Genomic DNA, 25,621 nt, shown 5'->3' with positions numbered 1-25,621 from the left:
AGGAGGTTATTATGCCGATGATCGAATGGCCCAAAACAAACGATGTCCTCGGAACAGTAAACCGGGGAAACGTCACTGAATCTGGTCTATGTACCCTCTGTCGTGCTGATTGTCAGGGTAAATGTGAGACCTGGCTTTCCAGTATGCGTGGTCGCAAGATGCTTTATCCTCGAGATTTCGGGTACGTAACTGCCGGAAGCGGGAACACCACCCACCTTGGAGTAAACTACAACTCCCTCCGTATCCAGGGATACAACTACGGTGCGTTTGGCATTCCCAAAGGTCTTTCCAACTCTCCCGATGATTGTATCTTCCCCAATGTCAACATAGAAACTTCGTTTGGTTCCCAGGTAAAGACAAAGGTCCGTGTCCCCATTATGACAGGGGCTCTTGGTTCCACCTTCGTTGCAGCTCGTTACTGGGATTCTTTTGCCATTGGAGCAGCTCTGGTTGGATTTCCTATTGTTGTGGGAGAAAATGTTGTCGGTATCGACAAACAGGCCATCATCGAAAATGGTAAAATCAAAAAAGCACCAGAACTTGACCGCCGTATTGATACCTATCTCCGATACTACGATGGCTATGGTGCAATCCTTGTTCAGATGAATGTTGAAGATACACGAAACGGTGTAGCTGAATATGTCATCGAAAAATACGGAGACAAAGTGATCATCGAGCTCAAATGGGGACAGGGAGCCAAGGATATTGGCGGAGAAATCCAGGTTACCGATCTGGACTATGCGATCTTTTTGAAGAATCGAGGCTATGTAGTAGACCCAGATCCAACAATTCCTGAGGTCCAGGAAGCCTTTAAACATGGTGCCATTCGAGCGTTTGCCCGCCATAGCCGTCTCGGCTATACCAACCTGAGTACCCCGGAGGCTGTTTACAAAGAATTTATGAAAGGTGTCAAACACCTCCGCAAACTGGGCTTCAAGCGTATCACCCTTAAAACCGGTTCCTATGGCATGGAAGCCCTCGCTATGGCTATACGTTTTGCTAGCGACGCAAAGCTGGATCTGCTAACTATTGATGGCTCTGGTGGTGGTACAGGAATGAGTCCATGGAACATGATGGAAACATGGGGAGTCCCATCCGTTCTTCTCCATGCCAAGGCCTATGAATATGCTTCTCTTCTGGCAAGTCGTGGCAAAAAGGTTGTGGATATGGCTTTTGCTGGTGGTCTTGCTCGTGAAGATCATATCTTTAAAGCTCTTGCCCTTGGAGCCCCATTCACCAAGCTCGTCTGTATGGGACGTGCCTTGATGATTCCAGGATTTTTGGGAGCAAACATCCAGGGCGTGCTTGATCCATCCAGTCGAGAACGTCTCAACGGAAACTGGGACAGTCTTCCCAAAACTGTCACTGAGATCGGAAGTAAACCAGAAGAAATCTTCGCCGGTTATTACGATGTCCAGAAAAAGGTCGGAGCATCTGAGATGAAAAATATCCCTCTCGGTGCTATTGCTGTCTGGACACTTGCAGATAAACTCGCCGGAGGACTCCAACAGCTTCTGGCTGGAGCACGAAAATTTGATGTCTCTCAGATTTCAAGAGACGACATAGCTGCCGCTAACCGGGAAACCGAAAAAGAAACAGGAATCAAGTTCATCACCGATATTCAGGACGAAGCAGCTAAAAAAATTCTTACCATGTAACATAAAAAGCCGCCTTTAAGGCGGCTTTTTATTTTTAAACGATTTTTGAGATAAAGAGTATCTTTCTTCAGGAGAAAACACTGGCATAAAACAAAAAATTCTCAAAAAATGACCTTGCCTCTGTTTGATGATAAAAAGTATTTTTCTTAGTGCACGAGGTACTATCAACATGCTCGAAAAATATCTTTCTTTTTTTGACTTTTTCTTTAGTTAACTTTATAATAAAAAAGTTAACTAAAAGACAAGGAGGAAGATAATGATCTGGGTCCAAATACTTTTTATTATTTACTGGGTGGGATTTCTCTGGCTAGCATGGAACAAAAGAAAACAGCTTCACAACTACGATGACTATGTGGTTGCTGGAAGAAAACAATCCACCTCGATGGTATGGTTTTCTCTTCTGGCCACAGCGATTGGAGCCTCTGCACTGCTTGGTGTCACCGCAAATGCAGAAAAAGTCGGCTGGCCAGTTTTTTGGTGGCTGGGAGTCGGGGCTATAGGACTTGCTTTGCAAGGCTGGCTTATCACAAGCCGGGTAAGGGAAATAGAGGCTCACACCCTCCCCGAACTGGAAGAAAAACTCATAGGAAAAACAGCCCGATGGCTTACCGGCGTGGTAATCGGCATCTCCTGGATCGGAATTGTGGCGGCACAGTTTAAAGCTCTGGGAAGCGTGATGAATATTTTCTGGCCGGGGATAGATGGCAGACTCATCATCGGGTTGGTGGGAATCGCCATGACACTCTACACGATGGTAGGCGGACAACTCTCTGTCATGGCCACCGATCGATGGCAATTCGCTTTGATCTTCTTGGCCGTATTTCTGCCCCTCTTCCTTGGAATTGGTGACGGCCGATCGTATGAGGTTCCCTTTGTCATGTGGAACGACAAATTCACCATAAAAGATTGGTTTATTTACCTCATTTTGACAGGAGGAGCGTATTTTGTAGGACCAGACATGTTCTCCCGAGCCTTCTGTGCCCGGGATGGCAAAACAGCCCGGAAAGCTGTGTGGTTTTCCTCTGTTGGTGTGGCTGTGCTTGCCCTGGCCATCACGTGGGTAGGCATTATGGCTTCTCGTATTGCTCCCGGTGAAGGGGTTGGAATACTTCGTCTCGTAGAAGCAAAAATGGGCATCATCGGCCAGGTTATTGTAGCATTTGGAATTCTCTCAGCACTGGTTTCCTCAGCTGATACCACACTCCTTTCTTCCGGAACCATATGGGTGCAGGATATTTTTGGTCTACGGAGTGTAAAAGCAATCAAAATAGCCATTGGAGGCATCGGCATCCTGGCTATACTCCTTGCATTACTGAATACTCCTCTTCTCCAGATGCTTCTCAATGTGTATAGTTTGTACGTCCCTGCAGTGGTTCCTGCAACTGCCGTTGCGCTTTTAGCCCTCAACTCCAAAAGAAAACCTGTGTCCGGGATTCTTCTGGCAGCTATAGGATTAGGGGCTCTTTTTGGAATGATTTCCTTTACGGGAATAGGTCCCTGGATAAAACCAGACAAGCTGATAGCTGTCTGGGGAACTGTCATAGCCGTCCTCGTCTCACTTCTGGCATGGATATCAGGAAAGCCTAAAAGCTAAAAAAGCCTCTCTGGAGCATCAAGTCTGATGCTCCAGATCTCCGAGGCATGTTTCTATTTGGAGATAAATTAAAGAACACAAAAAAGCTTTATAGAATCTCTGCCTTCTTAATAGTTTTCAAAAAAAAAATCTTTTACCCTAGCACTTGACTATTTTTTTTTCTATGATATAATATAAAAAACTATTTCCATAGGAGGAAGTTATGAAAAGATTTTTGTCATGGGGAAGCAGTATTCTTTTACTGTTTCTAGTGCTCGGATGTGGAGGAGGTAAAGCACCTGCAGCAAAACAGACCACCTCTTCATCAACAAGTGACTATACTTTTACTCAGAAAGTAGCAGCAGCCTACCGGCAGTCAGATACTAGAGTTGAACTCAAGATGAAATACGACGATGCCAAAAGCTATGCCTACACGCTCGAAGTATGGGACTACGAGACCAAAACCCCTATCCAGGTTGTCGAAAAACAACCCGGCAAAAAGAAAGGCGAATATGTCCTCACGACATCCCCCCTTTCTCAAGACAAAAACTACCTTGTGGCCGTCATTTCAGACACGGCTGATGGGAAAGCTACGAACACTTTTGAGATCCAGCCCGGAAATGAATGGCTCAATCGTTTCTTCTCTGATAAACCACTCGGGTGTACAATCTCTGGTAACAGTGCCACTTTCCGTGTTTTTGCTCCTCGTGCAACACGGGTAGTTCTCGCCCTCTTTGACACCCCCTATGAAGGCCCTGTTGAAGCCGAAAAACAAGCCGGTGAAAAACAAATTGAGATGAAAAAAGATGCCAACGGCGTATGGGAAGTCACTCTTCAGGGAAATTATGTGGGTAAATTTTATGGTTACCGCGTATGGGGACCAGCTGGAGATACCGAGGCATTCAATCCCAAAATCATCATCGCTGATCCTTATTCAAAGGCTCTAGCCACCAAGCAAACCTCTCCCCAGTACCATCTCACCGTTATCGTCGATCCCTCTACTTATCGCTGGCAGTCCAAAGAAGCCTACATGCCCTACAAACAGCATGAACTGATTGTATACGAGATGCATGTTCGCGATATGACCATGCTCTCCAAAAACATCACCAAGAAAGGGACGTATGAAGGATTGGTCGAAGATGGAAAAGAAGGGGGAATTGCACATATCAAAGAACTCGGGGTAAACGCCGTAGAGCTTCTCCCTACCCACGAGTTTAACGAAATCGAAGCCCCCTACATGGTAAAAGCACCTGGTATCGTCTACAACAACTGGAACGTCTATGGACGCAACCACTGGGGATACATGACAAGTTGTTATTTTGCTCCTGAAGCGTTCTATTTTGAAGGCAAAGTTCGTCCTGGCAAATGGATAGGTACCACCGGGGCTCAGGTTTACGCTTTTAAAGCCATGGTCGATGCCTTCCACAAAAATGGTATCGCTGTCCTCATGGATGTGGTGTATAACCACGTCTCCCAGTACGACAGAAACGCACTCAAATACATCGACAAGAAGTACTACTTCTTCATGAATGAACTCGGCGGATACGATGCCCGATCAGGGTGTGGCAATGACTACAAGTCTGACAGACCTATGTCCAGTCGTCTCATTGTAGACAGCACCACCTACTGGGTCAAAGAGTACCGCGTTGACGGTTACCGCTTCGATCTGGGTACTATCATCGACTGGAAAACCTATGAAGCCCTCGTTCCCGCTGTGAAAAAAATCAACCCCAACGCTTACTTCACCGCAGAGCCCTGGATGGGCGGACGCGGCGAACCTCGTGACGGTGGTGGTTACTCCCTCAACGAAGGCAACAACGGCTTCGACAAACGAGGCATGGGTTCCTGGAACGACAAATTCCGCAACCTCGTCCGTGGAGGAGCCAATGCAAGCTATGGGGCTTCCGCTGGTCTGGTGTTTGGGAATGCTCCAATTGCTGAGATGAAAAAAGCTGTGCAGGGGTATCCTTCTCTCTTTAGCTATGTTGGTAACTCCTTCAACTATATTGAATCTCACGACAACAATACCTTTGGTGACTTCCTGAGACTGGGCAATAGAGATCTCAAAAAGGATACGGCTCTTGATGTATTTACTGACGGCAAATTCGATGTTCAGAAGTACCTCAAGCTTACCAAGCTCACCGAAAAGCAAATGAAACAAGCAAAACTCGGCGCTCTCTTCCTCTTCACAGTACCCGGTGCTGTGATGATGCATGAAGGACAGGAGTTTGCTCGTATGAAGGTAGTGGTACCACCCACGCAAAAAGATATTTATCCCGAAAACACAGGAAACTGGATCCTCGACGAAAAGGGCCAATGGATCAATGCTGCTGATGGAAACAAGAAATGGTCTTCCAAACCTCGTCCATGGGTGATTGACCATGACAGCTACGAAAAAGACAACGCGGCCAACTGGATTGTCTGGGAACTCAAGAATGTCAACCGTGAACTCTACGACTACTATCGTGGTCTCATCAAGATGCGCCGAACCTATCCTGCCTTTAGTGCCGGCGCTGGTACCAAGGTCCAGTTCATAGATGCCAAGACAAAGGATGGAAGCGCCAATCTCAACTCAGCTCTCGGGTATATTTATCCTGCTGAAGTTACCAAAGACAAATACACCTTCATGGTGTTAATCAATGGTAACCTCGGCAAAAAAGCCTCCTTCACCCTCCCTGATGGTGAATGGAACGTCATGGTTGACGGTCAAACATCATCCGTACAGGGCAAGAAGGTAAGCGGAAAAGTGGTGCTCGATGAAATGAGTGGCATGGTCCTCTACCGATAAAACTGACAACAAAAGACGAAAAGAGGGTGTCCCAGGGCACCCTCTTTTTCTTTTTTCGAGAAAAATCTCAAGCCTGTATTACTAAAAAGAATCCACAAAAATACCCTTTTGTGTATATCATCTCCAGAGAACAAAGAGGTGTTCTAATTTTTCAGGAAAACAACAAACAAAAATCCTCCACCAAGAACAAAAAAAACTTAAACAAAGTGAAAACGAACCTCCCCTTAAACCTCCAGACAGAGTAATAGCCTCTCGAGAAAAATTTAGCCCAAAAATTGACGAAAAAATTATTTTATATTATAATATTATTATATAATTATAAGAGGAGTATCCGCATGATTGCAGTAAACGAGAAATTCTGTCCCAAGAACCATATCTGTCCCGTGATACGGCTCTGTCCCGTAGGGGCAATCTCTCAACCAACCCCCTTTTCAGCCCCTGTAGTTGACCAGGAAAAATGTATCGATTGCGGAAGATGTGTTCGTGCTTGTCGTACCTTTACGAGAGTCTCTTTAGACGTTGCTCAAGCCTGACACCTTTTCGTAAAAGTATCGGAGAAACTCTCGAATAAGATTGGGGTCTTTGACCCCTTTTTCTTTTTCTACCCCGCTCGAGACATCGATAGCATACGGTTGAAACCGAAGCACTTCCTCGAGATTCTCTTTTCGAATACCACCGGCAAGAATCCCCCTCTGTGAAAACCACACCTGCATGGTATGGATACTCACTGAAACCCTTTGCCCTGTTCCCCCATACTCCTCAGGGTGCCACGCATCAAAGAGTATGGCGTGAGCTTCTGTCTTGTGGTATCTTTCAATCACATCATCATCCAGAGAAACCACCCTCACAGCTTTGATCACTTTGCCGTACCACTCACCACGAAGTTTTCGCACATGATCCTCATGATACTGTTCACCATGAAGCTGAATGGCATCCAGGCCTGCCGTATGGGCAATCTCAAGGATCTCCTCAACAGACCTATCCACAAAAACCCCAACACGGGACACAAAAGGGGGAATATCCAGACAAAGGTTTCTCGCCTCCCCAACGGAGATATGCCGAGGGCTTGGCTCATAAAACACAAAACCCACAGCATGAACCCCTTCTCTGACGGCCATATCAAGGGAATGCGGATCTCTTAACCCACATATTTTGACTCTTGTCACACCTTCCTCCAGCAATATTGTAAAGCAAACAAAACTTTTTTTCTATCAAAAGAAAACCCCGGGGCTTTTCCCCGGGGAACATACACACCATCAAAAAATACTACACCGTTTCAAAAATACTCCCAAGAACTACCTCCCAGCGATAATTCTTTTGGACATGCTGTGAGGCTTTCTGTCGGAGATATCGCCACTCAAGCGTTTTACGCTTCCGCATAAGATACTCTATCTTTTCTACCCACTTCTCTACCTCACTCACAGGAAGCACAAACCCTGTCTCCTCGGGAAGGATGATTTGCTTAGGACCACCTTCATCGGTAACCAGGGCAGGTACTCCACAGGCCTGAGCCTCAAGCACCACCATACCAAACGTATCCGTCGTACTCGGGAATACAAACACATCCGATGCCGAATACACATGGGGCAAAGCGTCCCGACGTATCTTTCCGAGGAAAAACACCCTTTCATACGATTTTGCTTTGTGCTTCAAATCCTTCAGATAGGGTCCATCCCCTACAAAAATCAGATTGATGTTTTCATACTTCTCCGAAAGCTTTTTGTAAATTTCAAGGAGCACATCCACGTTCTTATCTTTGGAGATTCTCCCGGCGTAAAGCAGATTTACCCCTTCAGGAATACCAAACGAATGATGGAACACATCCCTCACCTCGGGAAGATAGCGGAAAACACTGGTATTGATCCCTTTTGGAAGGAAACGAAGTTTTGATTCAGGAATTCCACGCTCTTTCAGGATATGAAAATACTCCTGACTCTGGAACCGCACCTCATCCGCCATCGAATAAAACCAAAGTTCATACTGCTTGAGAAGCGAAAGAATCCCCTCATCCTCAACTATCTTTTCAGCCTCCCTCACAAAATCTGTATGATAGATAGAAGCGATGGGAAGATTCATCAGCTTGGCCACAAGTATCCCCAAAAGCCCGAGAGGCCCGGGGGTAGAAATGTATATCTCATCAGGATTTTCTGCTGTAAGCCGCTCAAGTGCCCGCAACAGTGAAGGAAGTTTCAACGTGTAATGGTCATAAAACGGCAGGGCAAAAGCATGGAAAAAATCCAGATAAATCGTATTGGGTGGAATACCTTCATCAATCTCATGATCCAGCAGTGAGGTAACAAACTTTAGAGGCATCTGCTCTTTGTAGGAAATCCAGCCCAGCTCCTTTAAAGTGGCAGATACTCCATTGAGATCGTTTATCGTATCGGTAAACCAGAGGATCTTCTTTGGTTTATCTGGCAGAGGAAGATTCATGCGCTTACGAAGCTCTACCAGAAGCGCACGGTTACTGTAGAGATGCTTGGCACTTGAGAGAAAAGGTGCTGCCAAAAACACTCCCGTGAGGGACGATGAAAGGTTTTTAATAATACCCATCAGATCACCCTGACGAATATTCTTTTCAAAAGACTTCACCAGGCGGGAGAAAAACTCATCACTCATCTCTGTAATTCGATCGTAGAGAAAATCCAATTTCACCCGAATATCCTCTTGTTCCCTTTCCCTTAGACCCGCAAGCGTCCTCTCTAGAATATCCCGCAAAACATCGGAACGCTTTTTCTTTCTCATAAAGAAAAAGAGCTTCTCTTTCAACGTGGATCTCCGCGGACGAAAGATCTGCTGTGACAAAGAAACAAAGAGATTTTTAGACTTCTGTGAAGCTATCTTCATCTCCTCAAGATGATCGTACGTGATCTTGTAGATCGAATACACCAAGCCCTTGTAGTCATTCTGGTAACCAAGAGGCATGGTTTGTCGATTCTGAATAGCACGCAAAAATTCTACAGGAGTTTCTGCCTCTGCTTCGGTATACGTTCTGCCTAAAAATATTCCTCCATGATCATCAGATCCTCCTGTCAGTCCCTTAATCCAGGGCTCTTTCCCCACAGGATGAATCCCATGTTTCTTCTCAAGCTGAGCAAGATGCTCCGGGGTAAGTCTTCTCAGGATATCCATCCACTGCTGATTAAAATACCCCAGACGCGCCCCATTAATGCCCTCAAAAACATTAAAAAGCAAAAGAAACTTTTCAAGATGATCCGGAGTGAGTCTCCCATTTACCGCATAGGTTGCATGCGCAAGCGAGTGCGGGAGATTCTGCTCTACCAGATAGTCTCTTAGATGATAGATGTTTTCTCGAAGCATCTGTATTTTATGAAACTGTTCACGCGTAATCCCATATACCAAAAGATGTGCCTTGCATCCATCCTCAGGAAAATAGGTTGTCGCCTCAACACTGATAAAACAATCCCCGGGATAACGCTCCACCAGAAGCTCAGCTCCATCAATACGGTTATGGTCTGTAATCGTAACAAAATCCATCCCTCGCTCTTTCATCAAACGATACAGCGTAAAAGGATCCGTATACGATTCTTTAGCTCCTATCTTGTTTAAAAACCACATGGATGGTCGCTCAGAATACCGTGAATGTACGTGGAGATCCACTTTTGCCATATTTCCCTCCCTTTCGGATTTCATAACATTATACACTTCTTTCTGTGAATCTATGATGAAAAAAAAATGAAAAAATTATGAATTTTCACCTTATCTTTTTCTTTTCATCCTTTCAGCCAAATTTTCCAGAAAACATTCAAAAATTGCTTTATTTTCTTCTTTCCAATACAATACAAAAGAAAACCTCTGCTGTCATTAGTTTACTTCTTCTCTGAGAAATTTCTCCTGGGGAGGAAAACCATGATGATCAAAAAACGATTTTTCTCTCTCTGGATGTTCTTAACGGGAATTCTTCTCTTTGCTCAAAATACCATCATCGCTCAAGAAACACACCGCATGCGAATTGCTGTTGTAGAGTTTGAGTTACGAGGAGACCCTATCGAAATAAAAGATATCGAAAAAATTGTCCCTGAATTTCTTATTACTGAACTTCAAAAAATAAAAAAATATGAAATCGAAGAACGATTGCTGCTTGCCAAAGTTCTCCAGGAACAAAAACTCAGTGCCACAGGTCTGATTACTGAGGAAACCGCCGTAAAAATCGGTCAGTTATTCGGGGTAGAGGCTTTAGTCAGTGGCACCATCATCTCTTTCGAAAACGAAATCATTATCAATGCTCGCATCATATCCACGACCACTGGAGAGATCATCTCTTCAGCCATGGTAAAGTTTACAAATCGAAAAAACTCAAAGAAAATATTGAAATTCTCGCCTATCAGCTTTGCGGCATATCTGCGCAAAAACTTCAGGAGATCAAAGAAATTCAAGAAATGAATCGTACACGATATCAACTGGAAATCGGCCTTCTCTCTGCCTTCGCGCCCGAACAAAAGTTTGCAGCGCTAGCCCTTTTTTATGGGGGATTTGCTTTCCAATCAAAGTTTGTCGACTTTTATTTCTCGGGTGCCCCTCCCCTCATTTCAACCTTTTCTCTGATGCAGGCTGGTCTCGTGTTCAACATCAATCCCTTCTTTGGGATAGGAGCGGAATGGTCCCATGCCGATCTTTTTCACCTTGAAAAGGATACCTTAGAAAATTCCATCAATAGCTTTAATGGCGACGCCTTGGGTCTAGGGATAAAAATAAGACCATTTGCTTCCACCAGTGCCAAACTCTTTATGGGTGAAGTGTTGCAAGGCGAGGTATTTGCCAGAGAACAAAAATTCCCCATGACAGCAGGAATCCATTTTCCCCCCACGTATGTGGGTATCCACATAGAAAGCTTTCTCACAGAAAACGTTGGCATGCATTTTCTTCTTCTGTGGTTCCAACCATACTATGGAAGCTCTCCAACAGAAACCGACACAAGAGTCACTGGCATCTATGGAGGAGCAAGCTTCACCTACCGTTTTAGCCTTGCCAACAATGAAACAAGTTTTCAATGACGCAAAAAGAAAAAACATCCCTTTCATAAAAAATTAAGCCCCATAGCTTCACATCTACGATATTCGCATAAAAAATCTACAAGCAAAAGTTGCTTTATTTTCCTTTTGTTGCTATAATGATAAAGAAGAAAAGACGGGGGAAAGTATGGAAAGAAAACTCTCCTACCTCATAGTAGATGATGACCGTGCTATTGTCAAGCTTATCTCAGAGGCACTTACCCTTCAGCCCTTTACCTTTCAGGTTTTTTCCGCACTCAATGCCGAGGATGCTCTTTCTATCCTCGAGAGAGAGTCTATAGACATCATGGTAGTCGATATCCTTCTCCCTGGCATTTCCGGGATAGATCTTCTTAAAAAAGTCCTCCAGAAATATGAAAATATATCTTCCATCATGATCTCTGGCTATAGCGACATCGACAAGGTTAGCCAAGCGCTCAAACTTGGGGTTTATGATTATATCATCAAACCCATTAATATCGAAGAGTTTCTCCACACCCTGAGTCGTCTCGTCGAACGTATCCACCTTCTCGATGAAAAAAAGCTTTACGTTCAAACCCTTGAAGCAAGAGTCAAAGAAGCTACTGAAAACCTGGCTTCCATGTTTTATGAAGTACTTTCCTCCACGATCTACATCCTGGAGGCACGAGACATCAATACCCTCCGTCATTCCCAGGATGTTGCCTGGTATGCTGAGATGCTCGGGAAAGAGTTGGGTCTTGCCGATGACCAGCTTGACAAACTCCGCATGGGTGGCATCCTTCATGACATCGGCAAAGTTGGTCTAAAGGATGAAATCCTCTTCAAGCCAGGAAAACTCACCCCTGAAGAATACGCTATCGTGAAACAACATCCCGTCATCGGTAAAAAGATCATCTACCCCATAAACCAGTTTGATAGAGACGTTTTGGATATCGTCTACTCTCACCATGAATGGTGGAATGGAAGCGGCTATCCTGAAGGAAAAAGGGGAGAAGCCATCCCTTTCCTCGCCAGAATCACAGCTATTGCTGATGCCTACAGTGCCATGGTGGCTGCCCGAGTCTACAAACCTGCCAAAAAACCCGAAGAAGCCCTCGAAGAACTCAAAAATTTTTCAGGAATACAATTCGATCCCGAGCTTGTTCCGGTTTTCTGCAAGGCTATAGAGAAAAACATCCTCTCCAAGAAAGGAGAATAACCCCATGAAAAAAAACATCTGGATAGTCACAAGTATTTTTCTTATCATACTTCCTGCCTGTCAACCCAAAACCAAAACATCGCCAAAAAACATTCTTTCTTTTCAAGGAGAAGTGATCGGCATCGATCTTTACCCTCAGCTTTCCGAAATGAATCTCAAACTCACTCTTGGTATGATCCAGAACGGCTTTCTGGTAACCAAAAGCTCCAATAGGCTTCGAATCAAACAAATCTCTGATGTTGAACTTCCCATCGAAACGATCAATCGCATACAAACAAAAAAATTTGATACATGGTATATCGCCATCCTCCCTTACCAAACACACACAGAACTTTCTGGTTACATCTTTAGAACATACCGCATAGAAAAATACCTCATCAAAGACAATCTGAAATCCTCCCCTATTATCACAGCCATCTCCCAAGGACTCCTGGAACAGTTTGCACATATACCCGAGTACCAAGGTCAGGGCTATATTACTGCCCTTCATTATCAAGACCTCGGAAACGACATAAAAATCCAGATAGAAGTGGCGCTTATCGACCATGACAGGCCATAATTCTGCCTTTCTTCACAAGGCCGACGAATACTTTGCTTCGGCCCAGTATGACAAAGCCATAGAACTCTACCGAGAGCTTCTTGACCTGCCAGGAATAAACCGACTTCTCATCCTTGAAAAGTTATCCTGGAGTTGCTACCTCACCGGAAAATACAAAGAAGCTCTTCGTTATTTCTCCTGGTACGACACCCTTGAACCTAACCAACCCACTATTCAGGCGATGATTGGTATATGTACTCTTGAACTGGGCAATCTCACCAAAGCCAAAGAAATCCTCTCCCTTTTTGCCGAAGATCCCTTGAGTCCTCCCGAGGCTCTCGCTGCTCTTATCAGGACCCTCATTCTCCTGAAAGAACCGTATGAACATCAACTGCAAAAATGGTGGCAAAAACCAACTATCACCGCCCCTATGACCTACAACATCGCCGAAACTCTCATGGATACCAATATCATTCAAGCAGAAGCATTCCTTGAAATGGCACTCTCACGTTTCCCTGAGGATCCTCTTCTCCTCTATGGATCTGCCATCTGTGCTCTCAAACATGGCGACACTTCACGAGCCGCTCTTTACTGTGAAGAGGTCCTCAAGTATGATAAAGAACACTTCCCCCAGGCTGTCCTCCTTAGCATCCTCTTCCGAATCACCTCCGGCAATACGGACGAGATAGATGCCCTCCTTGATTTAGCAAAAACCAAAGGATGGCTTGATAGCGAATGGCATCTCCAGATTGCCGAGGCATGGAAACCCATCAATAAAGAAAAATCTCTCGAACACCTCTGGCAAGCTATTCAACTTTCTCCAAAAGATACGCATATCTGGTTCGCCTATCTTGAAACTCTGCAGTATTATGATAACCCGAAAGAACAGATCTTTATATCTCAAGAAGCATACCGGGCTACCCAAAATCCAATCTTTCTCAAAACTGCTGGCGCCTGTGCCATAACAGCCAGAGATTACCCAACTGCTGTAAAACTCCTCAAAGAAGCATACAACCTCATGCCCGAAAAAGAAATCGCCTTCCTGCTCATGATGAGTCTTTTTTCTTTACCCGAAGACCACAGCGAGGAAATCCTTGAAATCGCCCAACACCACACCCCTGATAACACCACACCAGGCTACGCTGCCTACGTCATCGGCAAAACCTACCTAGCAAGAGGAGAAAATACCAAAGCTCGAGAGTGGTTTTCCCAAGGAATACATAATGCCCCTGATGCCAACCTTTTCTACGGAATGGGACTTGTCGAGGTTGACAACCAAAACTGGGAAGAGGCCAAAAAATTCCTGCAAAAAGCCTTAGAACTTGCCAGCCATCCCAACATTCTCTACGCTCTTGCTCTCTGTCATCTTCAACTTGAAGAGATAGATAAAGCCATCCCACTTTTCAAAAACTACTGCGAAACCCTAAAAGACGCTGACACTTGCTATCAGGTAGCTCTCCTTTTCATCAAATACCATTACAAAGATCATGCACGGCCTTTTTTAGAACTAGCCATCCAATACAACCCCTCCCATTCTCAAGCACAAACATATCTCAAACTCCTCACTAACAAGGAGAAAAAATCATGAGAAAATGGGTTTTATTTTTTCTTCTTATCCTCTCTTCTGCCTGTCATCAAGAAGACTTCATCTTCATCCGAAATCTCGATCGGGTAGAATGGCTTACCATCCAGGACTTTCTCCGTGAAACCGGCCTCACCTCGCAAAGTAACACTCTGATCACAAACGCGGTATCACGAAAACCCTCAGATATTCCCCAAAACCTCTCTCTTCCCCAGGAAACAAAATACCTCACTGTCCCTGCAAACAAAGACTTTACCCTCCAGATCTCCTCCCCCAACACCCTGATAACACTCAAATCGGCATCCGGTATTTCCTACCTCAAAGAAAACTCAGACCCAGAACAAGGACTTTTTGCCTTTCGCTCAACATCAAGCAACGGAAGAGCCCATTTCCAGTACTATGACCTGGACGGAAAACTTCTCAAAAACCTTTTCTACTACTTTCAAGTCCAACAGCCCTCAAGCCCTCAAACTCCCTCTACCAACATAACCACCCGAAAACCCGCATCCTCTCAACCAGCAACAACCGAAACACAAACCAACACCCCTTCTCAGACTCCACAACAAAACATCGAATGGTTCCTCTCCAGCATCCGAAAACTCCCCGATGGCGAGGCTATCAAAAACCTTGAAACAGCCACCTCGGATACCACCTTTTCTGAGAGTGAAAAGGAACATCTCAACTACACCCTCATAGAATACTATCTCAAACAACGACTCTATACAAAAGCCTCCAATCGCATTGAAACCCTCCAAGAAAAAGAATACCAGGCTTACTACCGGGGACTCTATTACGAGGCCATTCAAAAGCCCAGTCGAGCGCTTGAATATCTTCTCCAATCCCTTGACATAGGTGGGAGTGTCACTGCCCAAGCCGTCATCGCCACAGAACGGGTGATGATAAACGCTGGTGTCTCCGATGCTACACTCGTAAGACGACTGGACACCCTCACCACAACGATTAAAGACCCATCTCTCGCTGCCGAGTCCATGATCCAGCTTGCCCTTCTCTACGAAGGACTACGAAACATCACCCGGGCACGAGAACTCTACCAAACCATTATTAACGGCAACTATCCCCGCCAGTGGAAAGAAAAGGCCCAAAAAGAACTTGAGACCCTCAACAAACAATTCCCATAAAGAAGCTTAGTACCAGGCCTTCACCACTCTACTATTAAAGATCCCCCACTTTTCCTTCTCCCCGGGAGGAATCTCATGATAGTTTCCCTCCAGATCATAAATCCCCAACGTATTGGTAAAAGCCCACGTTTTTAAATTCTCATGGTACACATGCGTATTACGAAGATCAATCTCACGCAACGTTACAATTTTATGAATCCCCCGCAGATTTGTAATTCCCACATTATCATGGAGGATCAAGACCTCCAGAGAGGTGAGATTCGAGAGACTCGACACATCCTTTATACGGTTTTTACCAAGATTCAGAAAAACAAGATTTGTCAAAACTGCCAGTGGCGACACATCCTCTATAGCATTATTATAGAGACTCAGCCTTCTCACATGAGTAAAATTCGTAAAAAAACGGAGATCAACAATCGCATACCCTTCAAATCTGAGATTCGTCGAAGAGAAAACAAAAGACTCTGAATACGTCCTGAGTGCCAGTCTCACACCAGAATCTTTGATATTATCCCAGGGAATACTCTGACCAACCATCATCAGCGGCAAAAAAAATAATCCCATCAACCAGTACTTCATACGCTACTCCTTTGGACCTTCTGATAAATTATCGATATTTTGAGAAAAAACTTGACGATGAGCACTCTGTTTTTCGTTACCTAGACTCTCATACCTCTCATTGATCCATTTCCAGAGAGAGAATCGCTGTTTCGGCCAGAAAAGAACTTCCTGCCACATATCCAAAACCAACCCAAAAGACCGCCAAAAAACCCGCACATAGAGCCATTGTCCATACCGTGAAGCAGGGAAATACCAAAAACTCTGCAACATCCAAAAAGCCACACTAAAATTCACCAATCTCAAAACCAAAACACCATAATCGAGCAACGGATCAAGATAAAACCACCCAAGAAAAAGCCCCGTTTGTTTTGTACGAAGAGAAAAGAGAAGCACAGGAAAAGTAATCCAGATAATCCTCCACACCCTTCCCAAAAAACTTTTCCTATTCTCTTTGAATATCAAAACAAACAAACACAAAATACCAAAAAGAACAACAGCAACATGCCAGGATAAAAAAAACTCCCCTACCGACACAATCGACAGGGGAACCATAAACCAAAAAAGAATTTTATTTCTTTGCATTCGTAGAAGCTGCTGGTTCCAGCTTCTCCTCTACAAGCTCAATGATAGCTCTCTCAGCACCATCGTTCGAACGATTACCCAACCGAATTATACGAGTATAACCACCGGGACGATTTGCATAACGCTTTGCAATATCTGTAAAAAGCTTATTTAACACCGCTTCATCACGAACCGTCTCAAAAACCTTTCTTCGGGAAGCAACCGTATCCGTTTTAGCTTTCGTTATCAACTTCTCAGCAAATGGACGGATAAACTTTGTTTTCTCCACGGTGGTAATAATCCTCTCATATTTAAACAAACTTGTCGCCAGGTTACGAATCAAAGCTCGCCGATGGGAAGTGGTACGACTGAGCTTCTTCACTTTATTGCCATGTCTCATAAACTACTCCTCGTCCTCATTTTCCTCGATATCTTCTATATCTTCTTCCACAGGACCACTCTTCAAACTCAAATTATACATTGCCAGCTTATCAGAAATTTCCGTCAGAGATTTCTTTCCAAAATTTTTGATCTTGGAAAGAGAAACAGGATCATAATTGACCAATTCCCCTATCGTCGAAATACCTACTGACTTTAGACAATTGTAGGCACGTGCGGAGAGATGCAGATCCTCTATCGGCTTCTCCAAAATCTCCGACTGACGGTCTACTCCCCCTCCCAACTCTGACAAATCTTCTTCAAAAGTAGTAAGAAGAGAGAAATATTTACGAAGAATTGCCGCAGCCATCGAAACGGCCTCACGGGGATCAAGGGTACCCTTGGTCCAGACCTCCAGTACCACCTTTTCACAGTCAGTACGTTCTCCCACCCGATAATCCTCAATCATATAGTTTACACGTGTCACCGGAGAGAACAAAGCATCTACAGGTATCTGTGAGATAACCGTCTCCTTCGCCAAAAGATCCTCAGCTGAGCGATATCCTCTCCCGTATTCAATAGTCACATCCATATAGAGCTCAGCATCCTCATTGAGCGTCGCTATCTTGAGATCAGGATTTACAACCTCAATAGTAGCATCAACAGCAAAATCCTTTGCGGTCAATTCTCCCGGACCCTTCTTTTGGACATGAATCACCTTCTTTTCAGAACCATCGAGAAGTCTTAAGTGAATCTTTTTAATCGCCAGAATCACATCTATAAGATCTTCTTTTACACCTTTCACAGGCTCAAATTCGTGATTCACGCCCTCAATCTTGATCGCCGTAATTGCATAGCCCGGAATAGCGCTCAGCAAAATACGACGAAGAGAATTGGCAATAGTCACACCTACACCTTTATCAAAAGGATAGATAGAAAACTTCCCATAAAAAGGTGTAAAAGTCTGTCCATCAAAACGAGTCTCATGGGGCAAAATAATATCCTTAAACAAAAAACTTTGATTCATCTCTTCCTCCACTACCTTGTGTCAAGGGTTACTTGGAGTACAACTCAACGATAGCCTGCTCATTCACCAGGATGCCCTGACACATCTCAGCACGCGTGGGAAGTGACTTGACTGTAGCCTTAACCTTTGAAAGATCAATCTCCAACCATGTTGGAAGAGTTTTCGAAGACGCCGTCTCAAGAGCCCGAACTACCATATCGATCTTCTCAGAGCCAGGCGCAAGAGAAACAACATCCCCCACTTTCACAATCACGGAAGGAATATCCACTTTTTCCCCATTTACAAGCACATGTCCATGGCGCACCAACTGTCTGGCAGCCTTATGTGAAAGAGCAAAACCAGAAACATATACTACATTATCTAACCGTCTCTCAAGATACTGCAACAGCATCTCACCTGTCACACCTTTGTGGTGAGTAGCCATCTCAAAATATTTCTTGAACTGGCGTTCATAAACACCATAGTAACGCTTTACCTTCTGCTTTTCACGAAGCTGAACTCCATACTCCGTGGGTTTCTTCCGATCCTTTCCATGCATCCCAGGAGCGGGGGAAGCTTTTCGTCTTTCAATAGCACACTTAGGCGAAAGACAGCGTTCTCCCTTGATATAGAGCTTTACCCCTTCACGGCGACACAAACGACAGGAAGGTCCAGTATATCTACCCATAGTCTCTCTCCTTTTGCCTTATACTCTTCTTTTCTTACGAGGACGACACCCATTGTGAGGAATCGGTGTAACATCTCGTAAGGTCTTTATCTTAAGTCCCTGAGCAGCAAGAGCTCGCATAGCAGCCTCGCGTCCTGCTCCAGGTCCTTTTACACGCACATGGACATACTGAAGCCCATGATATTTCGCGGCCTCAACAGCCTTTTCACAGGCAAGCTGCGCTGCATAAGGTGTCCCCTTCTTCGAACCCTTAAACCCAGCCACACCAGCACTTGCCCAGGCAATTGTATTTCCATTCATATCAGTAAGAGTAATAATCGTGTTATTAAAGGTAGCACGAATCGTTGCAACCCCTTCAATCACACTCTTTTTTTCTTTTTTCTTGGTCGTTACTCTAGCTTTTGCCATAAGCTCACTCCTTTACTTTTTCTTTTTGATAGTATTCGGGCGAGGACCCTTTCGTGTTCGTGCATTGGTGCGTGTTCTCTGTCCCCGAACAGGCAACTTATTCTTATGGCGAAGACCACGGTAACATCCAATATCAATGAGACGCTTGATATTCATCGCAACCTCAGTACGCAGATCACCCTCTACCTTAAAGTTGCTCTCAATAATATCACGGATCTTGGCCAACTCTTCTTCTGTAAGATCCTTTACCTTCTTGTGAGGATCAATTTTAGCCATCTCCACGATCTTGTTCGCTGTTGTCTGACCAATACCATAGATATAAGTCAGACCAATAAATACAGCCTTATTTCCCGGGATTTCTCTACCAGCAATACGAGCCATGCTTTTCCTCCATTAGCCTCGTTTTGAACCACGCTGGCGCTGTTTGTGTTTGGGATTTTCACAAACGACCATAACCAGCCCATGACGTCGAATAACTCGACATTTTTCACATATTCTCTTCACAGACGCTCGAACTTTCATACACTCTCTCCTATTTATAACGATACACAATTCTGCCCTTCGTCAAATCGTAGGGCGACATTTCCAAGGTAACTTTATCCCCCGGTATAATCTTGATAGAATTCAACCTCATCTTACCGGAAATATGAGCGAGCACACACTTCTTACTCGGCAACTCTACTTTAAACATGGCATTAGGGAGTTGTTCCACAACCACCCCATCCACTCGAAGAACGTCTTCCTTGTCCATCAAGCGCTTAGAACCTCCTTTATCTGAGAAAATACATCATATATTGTAGCATTTCCATCGATTTCTGTCAAGATTTTGGCGTCTCTGTAATAAGAAATCAGCGGCATCGTTTGCTTCTCGTAGATATCCAACCTCTTGAGAATCGTCTCCTCTTTATCATCCTCACGCTGGATCAAAGCTGTTCCATCAACATCACAAATCCCAGCCACCTTTGGCGGGTGTGTCTTTTCATGGTAAACGGCCTGACAGGTCGGACAGGTCCATCTCCCCAAAAGACGATCAAGGATAACCTCACGAGGTACTCTCAAATACAGCACATGCGTCAAGCGTTTCGAAGGATCTATAGCATCAAAAGCCTTCGCCTGCTCCACTGTTCTTGGGAATCCATCCATGAGATATCCTTTGGCACAATCTGGTTGACTAATTCTCTCTACCACCAGATCTATCACCACCTGATCAGGAATAAGCTCACCACGTGCCATGTAGCCCTTAATCATCTCCACATCCATATTTCCCTTATACTCACCACGTACAATCGCACGAAAAATATCCCCCGTGGCAATATGAACAAGTCCAAAGTGTTCTTTCATCATAGCTGCCTGGGTACCTTTTCCTCCTCCAGGAGGGGCAATAAGGGCTACACGCAACATTACTTACTCCTTAAACTACGCTTCTCAATAAAGCCATCCATACGGTGCATGAGAAGCTGCGATTCTATCTGTTTCAACGTCTCAAGTGCCACATTCACCATAATGATAAGGGATGTTCCGCCCATAAGGAAAGCAAGTTCTGCAGGGATATTGATATACCTGAGAATAAACGTTGGCAACAAAGCAATCACACCAATAAAGATAGCCCCGGGCAACGTCAATCGGTACAATACACCTGCAATATAATCCTCTGTCTGAGTGCCTGGCCGGACCCCTGGAATAAAATCTCCCCTTCTCCGCAGATCCTCAGCAATATCATGGGGATTCAGTTCAACCTCAAGGTAGAAATACGCAAAGAAAAGAATAAACAGAAAATACACTATATTGTACAAAGAATTCCCATGCTGGGCCAGAGTCTCAAGGGAACGCATAAAAGGAACATCCCACAGACGACGAAGCCAGCTAAAGATCGGCGTAAAAAACATCATGATCGAGCTACCAAAAATGATGGGGATAACGCCTGTAGGGTTAATCTTAAAAGGCATAGAAGAGGCAATCCCCTGGGCGCCACCTGCTCTCCGGGTATGCTGGATCGGAATATGTCTCAGTGCCTGTTCCTCAAACACCACAAGAGCAATCACCAGGAAGAAAAGACCAAGCACAATGATCAGGTTCATCGGATCCATGGTACCTCGCTGCACCTGAAGGACAAGCTGAATAAGCGCTCGAGGCAATCTTGCAATAATACCCGCCATAATGATAATGGAAACTCCATTTCCAATTCCCCGTTCAGTAATCTGCTCACCCATCCAGAGCAATACCAGTGTTCCAGCAGTCACCGTAAGAGAAAATACAATGATAAATGCCACCGGCGAAAACGAAGAAAGGATAAACTGAGGAGCACTTGCCACAAGACTTCGTGCGTATAAAAAACCCTGTATCAGAGTCACCAGTACCGTGCCATAACGGCTATACTGAAGAAACTTTCTTCTCCCCTCAGGTCCTTCACGAAACTCTTTGTCCAGCGAAGGAAAAATCGCCTTCAACAGCTGCATGATAATCATAGCTGTGATATACGGCATAATACCCAGAGAGAAGATAGAAATATTCTCCCGCGCACCACCAGAAAAGAGGTTCATCAAATTCCCAAAGGCACCCTCGCTAAAAAAACCTCTGTTAGCCAACAATTCTCCCAGATCCACTCCAGGGACAGGAATATGGGCACCGATACGGTAAACAACCAACATTCCAATCAAAAAGAGAAATCTCTTCCGCAGATCTTCAATCTTAAAAATATTCAAAAATGCCTTAATCATGAGAACCTCTTTTCCGTTATTTTTATACAAGTTCTACAGCACAGCCAGCCTTCTCAAGGACAGTCTTGGCTCCTTCAGACACAGCATTCACCTTAAGCTTGAGATTCTTTACTGTAAGATCGCCATTTACCAGTACCTTGATAGGGCAGTTTTTATGACGAATAAGTCCTTTCGCCTCAAGATTTGCATAATCCACCACTTCGCCATCTTTAAACCGATTAAGCATGGCCGTAGTAACCAGATTGTATACCACCTTATGAGGATTTTTAAAACCTCTCTTGGGCAAACGTCTATACAAAGGCATCTGACCGCCCTCATACCCCGGGCGAATTACTGCCCCTGCACGTGCTTTCTGACCTTTATGACCACGGCCACAGGTTTTCCCGCGACCATTTCCCGTACCACGACCGACAACTTTTGCCTTTCTTGTCGCTTTTGGATGAGGTTTAATTGTAAGTACTGCCATACTACCCTCCACCTATTCCTTGCCAAACATCTTCTCTACACTCAGGCCACGACGTTCAGCAACCTCTTTAGCATCCATAAGCTGCATCAAACCATTCATCGTAGCCTTTACAAGGTTCATGCTATTCGTAGAACGAAGAGATTTTGTCAACACATCATGAACACCAACAAGCTCCAACAAAGGTCGAACGGCGCCACCGGCAATCACACCGGTACCCTTTGAGGCCGGACGCAGCAACACAACGCCACTTTTATACTTTCCGATCACCTCATGAGGAATAGTCGTCCCTTTAAGATTGATTTTCACAGCAGCCTTAATAGCCTTATCTTTTGCTTTGCGAATGGCATCAGCCATTTCGTTAGCTTTTCCATAACCAAAACCAACCATGCCTTTGCCGTTTCCAACAACCACCAGTGCATTAAAACGGAAACGCTTTCCTCCTGTAGTCACCTTAGCTGCACGACGGATGCTCACTACCTTTTCTTGCCATTCCTGAGCCTGTATTTTATTCTCTGCCATACCTCACCTCTACTCTAAAATTGTATCCCGGCCTTGCGGCAGGCATCAGCAAGGGCTTTGACTTTGCCATGGTATTTGTAACCATTGCGATCAAAAACCACCTTCTTCACCTTGAGAGATTTAATCTTCTCAGCCAAGGCCTGACCAATAGCCTCTGCGCTCGCAATATTTTTGCCAAGCTTTTTATCCTTAAGTTCCTTACTGATAGAGGAAACACAACCAAGCACCCGATTCTCAGCATCAACAATCTGAGCATAGAGGTACTTGTTAGACTTAAAAACCACTATCCGACAGGCATCTTGAGCCACCTTGAGGTGTTTTTTGCTGCGCTTTTTAGCTTTTTGCCAACGCTCTTGTTTCACTTTTACCTTGTCAATCATATCTTCACCTCACTTATTTACCGGTTTTCCCTTCTTTGATACGCACATGCTCGTTCACATAACGGATACCTTTGCCCTTGTAGGGTTCAGGGGGCTTAATCTCACGAATATTCGCTGCAACCTGCCCAACAAGGTGTTTATCAATACCAGAAACCTTGAGTACAGTATTATTGTTCTCGAGGGCCAAAGTAATACCCTGAGGAGGAGTAAACTCAACGGGATGAGAAAAACCTACCGTACACACCAGTTTGGTCCCTCTGAGCTCCCATTTGTATCCGAGACCCTGGATCGTTAACTGTTTGGAAAATCCCTCAGAAACTCCCTTCACCATATTGCGAATTATTGCCCAATACAGACCAGTGTAGGCAGCCGCTCCAAATACCTCTTTGGGCTTTACCATAACCTTGCCGTCAACTACCTCAATAGACACATAATAAGGGAGATACGTTTGGGTGAGTTTTCCTAACTTTCCCTCTACAGTAACTGTATCCACCTCTACCTTCACAGTCACACCGGAAGGCAATACAATCGGCTTTTTTGCTAGTCTTGACATACGCCCTCCTTACCAAACATAACAGATCACCTCACCACCTACCCCAAGATTTCTCGCTTCCTTATCAGTCAAAACACCCTTGGAGGTTGTGAGGATTGCAATACCATAGTTATTATAGACGCAGGGAATAGCATCCGCTTTCACATACACACGACGGCTCAAACGACTCACACGCTTGATTCCCTGAATCACTGACTTACCGCCCACGTATTTCAGTTGAATTTCATAGGCATATTTATCCGTCTCAGCATCCCTGAAATCAGTGATGTAGCCTTCCCTTTTCAAAATAGAAAGAATCTCTCCCATCATCACAGACTTAGAAACTGTAACCACGGGATGCTTTCTTTCTACAGCATTGCGAATCTTGGTAAATGCATTCGCTAATCTATCCATAGCTTTCTCCACTCTTCGTTTTTACCAGCTGGATTTGCGTACGCCCGGTAAAAGCCCTTCAGATGCCATCTTACGGAAGCAGAGACGGCAAAGACCAAAATCTCTGATGTAGGCTCGAGGACGACCACAAATATTACAGCGGTTATATTCTCTTACCGAAAACTTCTTGGGTTTTTTCCACTTAGCAATCATGGACTTCTTTGCCATACGTTCCCTCCCTTACTTTTCCTTGAAAGGCATACCCATCAAAGAAAGCAACTGATATGCCTCATCATCTGTCTTCGCTGTCGTCACAAAAGTAATATCCATACCCCGAATCTTTTTAATCTTATCATAATCAATTTCAGGGAAAACAAGCTGTTCACGAAGTCCAATAGTATAATTACCGCGCCCGTCAAAGCTGGATGTAGAAACTCCCTTAAAGTCTCTCACACGAGGCAAAGCAATCGTCACGAGCTTATCGAGAAAATCATACATCCTTGCCCCACGAAGCGTAACCTTCACACCAATAGGCATCCCTTCACGAAGATGGAAGTTAGAAATCGACACCCTTGCATACGTTTTTACAGCTTTTTGCCCAGCAATAAGGGTGATCTCATCTACCACAGGGTCAATAGCCCCTTTGTCCTGCACGGTATCTTTACCAACGCCCACATTGATCACAATCTTTTCCAATCTGGGTATCTGCATTGAAGAAGTATACTTGTACTGTTCCTGAAGTTGCTTCCGCACTACCTCAAGATAGTGCTTTTTCAAGCGAGGAACATAGCCACTGGCGAGCGGAGCTGCCGGCTTGTTACCTGTCTTTGCCTTTGCCATGATTAACTCCTCGTCTCTTCAAATTTGTAACCACACTTCTTGCATACGCGGTATTTTTTGTCTTTGTCGATAACCATCTTTACACGTACACCCTTGTTGCACTTCGGACAGAAGAGCATCAAGTTAGAAGCATGGATAAAAGATTCCACCTCAACAAAACCACCCGCAGGATGTTCTTGTGAACGACGTACTGCTTTCTTCACAATATTTATACCCTTCACAATAGCCTTGTCAGCCTTGCGATCAACACGAACAACCTCGGATTTTTTCCCTTTATCGCGTCCAGCGATAACTACAACCGTATCACCTTTTCGAATCTTCATAAGCCTCTCCTAAAATACTTCTGGAGCCAGGGAAATAATCTTCATGAAATTCTTATCCCTCAGCTCACGAGCCACCGGCCCAAAGATACGGGTTCCGCGGGGTTCTCCCTGTTTGTTAATCAGAACCGCAGAGTTTCTATCAAAGCGAATCGTCGAACCATCTTTACGACGAAGCTCTTTGGTTGTGCGAACAACAACCGCGCGAACCACCTCTCCCTTCTTTACTCCAGAGTTTGGAAGAGCGACCTTCACACTTGCAATAATAGTATCTCCCACCGATGCATAGCGTCTCCGAGAACTTCCCTCAACATGAAAACATTCAATAACCTTTGCTCCGGAGTTATCAGCTACGGTGAGCCTTGTTCCTAACATAACCATA

32 protein-coding genes are annotated in these 25,621 nt (G+C 44.6%); 10 read left to right on the top strand and 22 right to left on the bottom strand.

Annotated elements, in window-relative coordinates; genetic code table 11:
* Positions 1–17: 17 nt before the first annotated feature.
* The 4 genes from KDW03_RS06090 to KDW03_RS06075 all read left to right on the top strand — a co-directional run bounded on the left by KDW03_RS06090 (position 18) and on the right by KDW03_RS06075 (position 6,552).
* Positions 18–1,658, top strand: coding sequence for a glutamate synthase-related protein (locus tag KDW03_RS06090; protein ID WP_408648361.1), 1,641 nt, complete (start codon positions 18–20; stop codon positions 1,656–1,658).
* Positions 1,659–1,914: 256 nt separating this feature from the next.
* A complete protein-coding gene (locus KDW03_RS06085) occupies positions 1,915–3,252 on the top strand; it encodes a sodium:solute symporter family protein (RefSeq protein WP_271434203.1) in 1,338 nt (445 codons plus the stop codon).
* 202 nt (positions 3,253–3,454) lie between these two features.
* The gene (locus tag KDW03_RS06080) at positions 3,455–6,019 is read left to right on the top strand and encodes an alpha-amylase family glycosyl hydrolase (RefSeq protein ID WP_271434202.1); all 2,565 of its coding nucleotides are present in this window, start codon (positions 3,455–3,457) and stop codon (positions 6,017–6,019) included.
* Positions 6,020–6,354: 335 nt separating this feature from the next.
* A complete protein-coding gene (locus KDW03_RS06075; RefSeq protein WP_271434201.1) occupies positions 6,355–6,552 on the top strand; it encodes a 4Fe-4S binding protein in 198 nt (65 codons plus the stop codon).
* Here the strand turns inward: KDW03_RS06075 and KDW03_RS06070 are convergent.
* Positions 6,532–7,185, bottom strand: a complete 654-nt coding sequence (locus KDW03_RS06070; RefSeq protein ID WP_271434200.1) for a phosphoribosylanthranilate isomerase — start codon at positions 7,183–7,185, stop codon at positions 6,532–6,534. The genes KDW03_RS06075 and KDW03_RS06070 overlap by 21 nt on opposite strands.
* Positions 7,186–7,285: 100 nt before the next feature.
* The gene (locus KDW03_RS06065; protein WP_271434199.1) at positions 7,286–9,649 is read right to left on the bottom strand and encodes a glycosyltransferase; all 2,364 of its coding nucleotides are present in this window, start codon (positions 9,647–9,649) and stop codon (positions 7,286–7,288) included.
* A 240-nt stretch (positions 9,650–9,889) separates the two neighbouring features.
* On the opposite strand from KDW03_RS06065, the gene KDW03_RS06060 reads away from it, so the two are divergent.
* From KDW03_RS06060 to KDW03_RS06035, 6 genes are all read left to right on the top strand, one after another.
* Positions 9,890–10,423, top strand: a complete 534-nt coding sequence (locus KDW03_RS06060) for a FlgO family outer membrane protein (RefSeq protein ID WP_271434198.1) — start codon at positions 9,890–9,892, stop codon at positions 10,421–10,423.
* Positions 10,420–11,034 carry a hypothetical protein gene (locus KDW03_RS06055; RefSeq protein WP_271434197.1) on the top strand — a complete coding sequence of 205 codons (615 nt, stop codon included), beginning with the start codon at positions 10,420–10,422 and terminating at the stop codon, positions 11,032–11,034. Before KDW03_RS06060 ends, KDW03_RS06055 begins: the two co-directional genes overlap by 4 nt.
* Before the next feature lie 145 nt (positions 11,035–11,179).
* A complete protein-coding gene (locus KDW03_RS06050) occupies positions 11,180–12,211 on the top strand; it encodes an HD-GYP domain-containing protein (protein ID WP_271434196.1) in 1,032 nt (343 codons plus the stop codon).
* A gap of 4 nt (positions 12,212–12,215) precedes the next feature.
* Positions 12,216–12,770 (top strand): hypothetical protein, encoded by a 555-nt coding sequence (locus tag KDW03_RS06045; protein WP_271434195.1) that lies wholly within the window; start codon positions 12,216–12,218, stop codon positions 12,768–12,770.
* Complete coding sequence (locus tag KDW03_RS06040) at positions 12,757–14,337, top strand: tetratricopeptide repeat protein (RefSeq protein WP_271434194.1); 1,581 nt, start codon at positions 12,757–12,759, stop codon at positions 14,335–14,337. The genes KDW03_RS06045 and KDW03_RS06040 overlap by 14 nt, the downstream gene beginning before the upstream one ends.
* Entirely contained in the window at positions 14,334–15,470 is a 1,137-nt protein-coding gene (locus tag KDW03_RS06035; RefSeq protein ID WP_271434193.1) for a tetratricopeptide repeat protein, read from the top strand. The genes KDW03_RS06040 and KDW03_RS06035 overlap by 4 nt, the downstream gene beginning before the upstream one ends.
* Positions 15,471–15,476: 6 nt before the next feature.
* On the opposite strand, the gene KDW03_RS06030 is transcribed toward KDW03_RS06035, so the two are convergent.
* The 20 genes from KDW03_RS06030 to rplN form a co-directional block, all read right to left on the bottom strand.
* Positions 15,477–16,049: a leucine-rich repeat domain-containing protein gene (locus tag KDW03_RS06030; protein WP_271434192.1), complete on the bottom strand. Its 573-nt coding sequence runs from the start codon at positions 16,047–16,049 to the stop codon at positions 15,477–15,479.
* A gap of 3 nt (positions 16,050–16,052) precedes the next feature.
* The gene (locus tag KDW03_RS06025; protein ID WP_271434191.1) at positions 16,053–16,463 is read right to left on the bottom strand and encodes a hypothetical protein; all 411 of its coding nucleotides are present in this window, start codon (positions 16,461–16,463) and stop codon (positions 16,053–16,055) included.
* Positions 16,464–16,599: 136 nt separating this feature from the next.
* On the bottom strand, positions 16,600–16,992 hold the full coding sequence (rplQ, locus tag KDW03_RS06020; RefSeq protein ID WP_271434190.1) for a 50S ribosomal protein L17: 393 nt from the start codon (positions 16,990–16,992) through the stop codon (positions 16,600–16,602).
* A 3-nt stretch (positions 16,993–16,995) separates the two neighbouring features.
* Entirely contained in the window at positions 16,996–17,997 is a 1,002-nt protein-coding gene (locus KDW03_RS06015) for a DNA-directed RNA polymerase subunit alpha (RefSeq protein WP_271434189.1), read from the bottom strand.
* A gap of 28 nt (positions 17,998–18,025) precedes the next feature.
* Positions 18,026–18,664: a 30S ribosomal protein S4 gene (gene rpsD, locus KDW03_RS06010; protein WP_271434188.1), complete on the bottom strand. Its 639-nt coding sequence runs from the start codon at positions 18,662–18,664 to the stop codon at positions 18,026–18,028.
* An 18-nt stretch (positions 18,665–18,682) separates the two neighbouring features.
* A complete protein-coding gene (rpsK, locus tag KDW03_RS06005; RefSeq protein ID WP_271434187.1) occupies positions 18,683–19,072 on the bottom strand; it encodes a 30S ribosomal protein S11 in 390 nt (129 codons plus the stop codon).
* 12 nt (positions 19,073–19,084) lie between these two features.
* Positions 19,085–19,453, bottom strand: a complete 369-nt coding sequence (gene rpsM, locus KDW03_RS06000) for a 30S ribosomal protein S13 (protein WP_271434186.1) — start codon at positions 19,451–19,453, stop codon at positions 19,085–19,087.
* 12 nt (positions 19,454–19,465) lie between these two features.
* Positions 19,466–19,594 carry a 50S ribosomal protein L36 gene (rpmJ, locus tag KDW03_RS05995; RefSeq protein ID WP_271434185.1) on the bottom strand — a complete coding sequence of 43 codons (129 nt, stop codon included), beginning with the start codon at positions 19,592–19,594 and terminating at the stop codon, positions 19,466–19,468.
* Between the two features lie 10 nt (positions 19,595–19,604).
* The gene (gene infA, locus KDW03_RS05990; protein WP_271436479.1) at positions 19,605–19,823 is read right to left on the bottom strand and encodes a translation initiation factor IF-1; all 219 of its coding nucleotides are present in this window, start codon (positions 19,821–19,823) and stop codon (positions 19,605–19,607) included.
* The gene (locus tag KDW03_RS05985; protein ID WP_271434184.1) at positions 19,823–20,473 is read right to left on the bottom strand and encodes an adenylate kinase; all 651 of its coding nucleotides are present in this window, start codon (positions 20,471–20,473) and stop codon (positions 19,823–19,825) included. Before KDW03_RS05985 ends, infA begins: the two co-directional genes overlap by 1 nt.
* Positions 20,473–21,789, bottom strand: a complete 1,317-nt coding sequence (gene secY, locus KDW03_RS05980) for a preprotein translocase subunit SecY (protein ID WP_271434183.1) — start codon at positions 21,787–21,789, stop codon at positions 20,473–20,475. The genes KDW03_RS05985 and secY overlap by 1 nt, the downstream gene beginning before the upstream one ends.
* A gap of 22 nt (positions 21,790–21,811) precedes the next feature.
* Entirely contained in the window at positions 21,812–22,255 is a 444-nt protein-coding gene (gene rplO, locus KDW03_RS05975) for a 50S ribosomal protein L15 (RefSeq protein ID WP_271434182.1), read from the bottom strand.
* A gap of 12 nt (positions 22,256–22,267) precedes the next feature.
* Positions 22,268–22,774: a 30S ribosomal protein S5 gene (rpsE, locus tag KDW03_RS05970; RefSeq protein WP_271434181.1), complete on the bottom strand. Its 507-nt coding sequence runs from the start codon at positions 22,772–22,774 to the stop codon at positions 22,268–22,270.
* Positions 22,775–22,788: 14 nt separating this feature from the next.
* A complete protein-coding gene (rplR, locus tag KDW03_RS05965; protein ID WP_271434180.1) occupies positions 22,789–23,154 on the bottom strand; it encodes a 50S ribosomal protein L18 in 366 nt (121 codons plus the stop codon).
* A 13-nt stretch (positions 23,155–23,167) separates the two neighbouring features.
* Entirely contained in the window at positions 23,168–23,707 is a 540-nt protein-coding gene (rplF, locus tag KDW03_RS05960; RefSeq protein WP_271434179.1) for a 50S ribosomal protein L6, read from the bottom strand.
* Positions 23,708–23,716: 9 nt separating this feature from the next.
* On the bottom strand, positions 23,717–24,100 hold the full coding sequence (gene rpsH, locus KDW03_RS05955) for a 30S ribosomal protein S8 (RefSeq protein ID WP_271434178.1): 384 nt from the start codon (positions 24,098–24,100) through the stop codon (positions 23,717–23,719).
* Between the two features lie 21 nt (positions 24,101–24,121).
* Complete coding sequence (locus KDW03_RS05950) at positions 24,122–24,307, bottom strand: type Z 30S ribosomal protein S14 (RefSeq protein ID WP_271436469.1); 186 nt, start codon at positions 24,305–24,307, stop codon at positions 24,122–24,124.
* A gap of 12 nt (positions 24,308–24,319) precedes the next feature.
* Entirely contained in the window at positions 24,320–24,919 is a 600-nt protein-coding gene (rplE, locus tag KDW03_RS05945; protein WP_271436468.1) for a 50S ribosomal protein L5, read from the bottom strand.
* Positions 24,920–24,921: 2 nt separating this feature from the next.
* Complete coding sequence (gene rplX / locus KDW03_RS05940; RefSeq protein WP_271436467.1) at positions 24,922–25,242, bottom strand: 50S ribosomal protein L24; 321 nt, start codon at positions 25,240–25,242, stop codon at positions 24,922–24,924.
* Between the two features lie 9 nt (positions 25,243–25,251).
* Entirely contained in the window at positions 25,252–25,620 is a 369-nt protein-coding gene (rplN, locus tag KDW03_RS05935; RefSeq protein WP_271436466.1) for a 50S ribosomal protein L14, read from the bottom strand.
* Position 25,621: the final 1 nt, after the last annotated feature.

The organism is Thermospira aquatica (assembly GCF_023525255.1).
GTDB lineage: Bacteria > Spirochaetota > Brevinematia > Brevinematales > Thermospiraceae > Thermospira > Thermospira aquatica.
Note: the sequence above shows the minus strand (reverse complement) of the source record. Positions and strands in the feature narration are given on the sequence as shown.